General features: G+C 54.0%; 2 protein-coding genes. Both read right to left on the bottom strand.

Features of this window, described 5'->3' with window-relative positions:
- Positions 1-70: 70 nt before the first annotated feature.
- Positions 71-1087, bottom strand: coding sequence for a hypothetical protein (locus Q0256_RS11100; RefSeq protein ID WP_297963088.1), 1017 nt, complete (start codon positions 1085-1087; stop codon positions 71-73).
- A 32-nt stretch (positions 1088-1119) separates the two neighbouring features.
- On the bottom strand, positions 1120-1538 hold a 419-nt coding region (locus Q0256_RS11095; protein WP_297963086.1), incomplete at its 5' end, for a hypothetical protein.

Below are 1538 nucleotides of genomic sequence, written 5' to 3'. Positions count from 1 at the left end.
CGCAGCTCAAAAGTTTATTTCAGCTTTTTAAAACCGCGCGCCGTATGGCTCAAAGTCCATTTTCACGCACTTAATCAACTACCGTAATCCCCGCATCCGCGCAGACTTTTTGAGCCTTTTTAGATATGCCGATGCCGGTCGTCTCGATTTTTTTAAGATTTTTAAATTGTGCAAGCTCGGCGGCGTCGATGTTTTTGATGTCGAAAAGCTCATCCTCGCCGTCCCAATCAGGCGCGATTTGCAGGTAAATTTCGTTTCCGCCGTCAAGATAGAGCTCGCTCACCTGTTCCGCCAAATTTGCGGGGACCGGATAGTTCTTAAACCACTTTTTGGCTTGCGGCAGGGCGCCGAAGTCCGCATACGGATCGATGCCGCGCTCCTCGCAGTACTCAAACACGTCAAATTTGGGCTGTAGCAGGGCTTTTTCATACATCAGCTCGTTCATCACGGCGACTTTGAAATTGAAATTTTTAAACGCTAGCGTCTCACCAGCCGCGTGCGGAAGCTTAAATTTATCGCTCGGCCTGCGCTTTACCTTTTTCTCTTTTTGATTGATGCAGACGCGCCCTATCGGCATTTTCGCAGCTCGCACGATGTCTGCAATCTCGTCGGTGTCGCGCTTAGCGAAGCGCTCGGCAAAGTCCATCGCGCCTATGCGCTCCTGCACGGCCTCGGCAAGAGCTAGCGAGACTTCGAATTTACCTAGACTAAGCTCCAAAAATATATATGCGCCGCGCAGCTCCTGCTCGGGCACGGCCTCAAGCGGCGGTCTGCCCTCAAGCGTGAACGCGCCGCCGTAGAGCTTGCGCGGAACCTCGTGCTGCACGCCCTTTGCGACCTCAAGCATCAAAATCATCTCGGTAAGCTTCGGTTCTGCGAGCTCTCCTGCGCGCACAAAGGCGAAAATCCCCGCCTCATCCCAAAAATAGCGGCTTTTGCCCTCCCCGTCATCGACCACGCGCGGCTGCCCCAAGGCTTCGTTAAGCTTAGCCAGATCAAACTCGCAGTTTACGCCGCCGATGAAAATGCCGTCCGAGCGCACGTCGACGTCAAATTTATCCTTTTTAAAAATATCAAACAGTCCCATTTGTCGCTCCTGATTTTGCCTTAAATTTCGTTTTAAAATTTTTCCAAAAACCCGTAAAAATCGTCTGCGAAAAGCCTATCCTCGCCCTCCGCATAGTCGCGCACATAGACCTTGTATTCGCACGGCGCGTCGTCTACCCGCTCGCTCGCTATCTCTTTCGTCGCTCCGCTTGCTGCATCGCCTGCCGCTTCGCTTGTTGTTGCGCCCGCAGCTTTGCACGTCGTTTCGGCATTCATATCGCACGCCGCATCCGGCGATCTCTCCGCACGCGCTTCGTCATCCGATGCCCTATTTTCCGCACCGTCGGCTACCGTCGCGACGACCGTATCACGCACCGCCGCGCCCATGGCTTCGTCGCTCGTGCTCTCCGCCGTCTTGCCGCGCGCCGTATTCGGAGAGCCGTCCGCCATGCCATTTGCGGGCGAAATTTTAAAACAATACTCCTCGTCCT

The organism is uncultured Campylobacter sp., from assembly GCF_937949835.1.
GTDB lineage: Bacteria > Campylobacterota > Campylobacteria > Campylobacterales > Campylobacteraceae > Campylobacter_B.
This window is presented reverse-complemented; position numbering and strand designations above follow the sequence as displayed.

Excerpts from the sequence above, each read along its gene's own strand:
- Q0256_RS11100 (WP_297963088.1), bottom strand. The coding sequence starts at position 1,087 with ATGGGACTGTTTGATATTTTTAAAAAGGATAAATTTGACGTCGACGTG.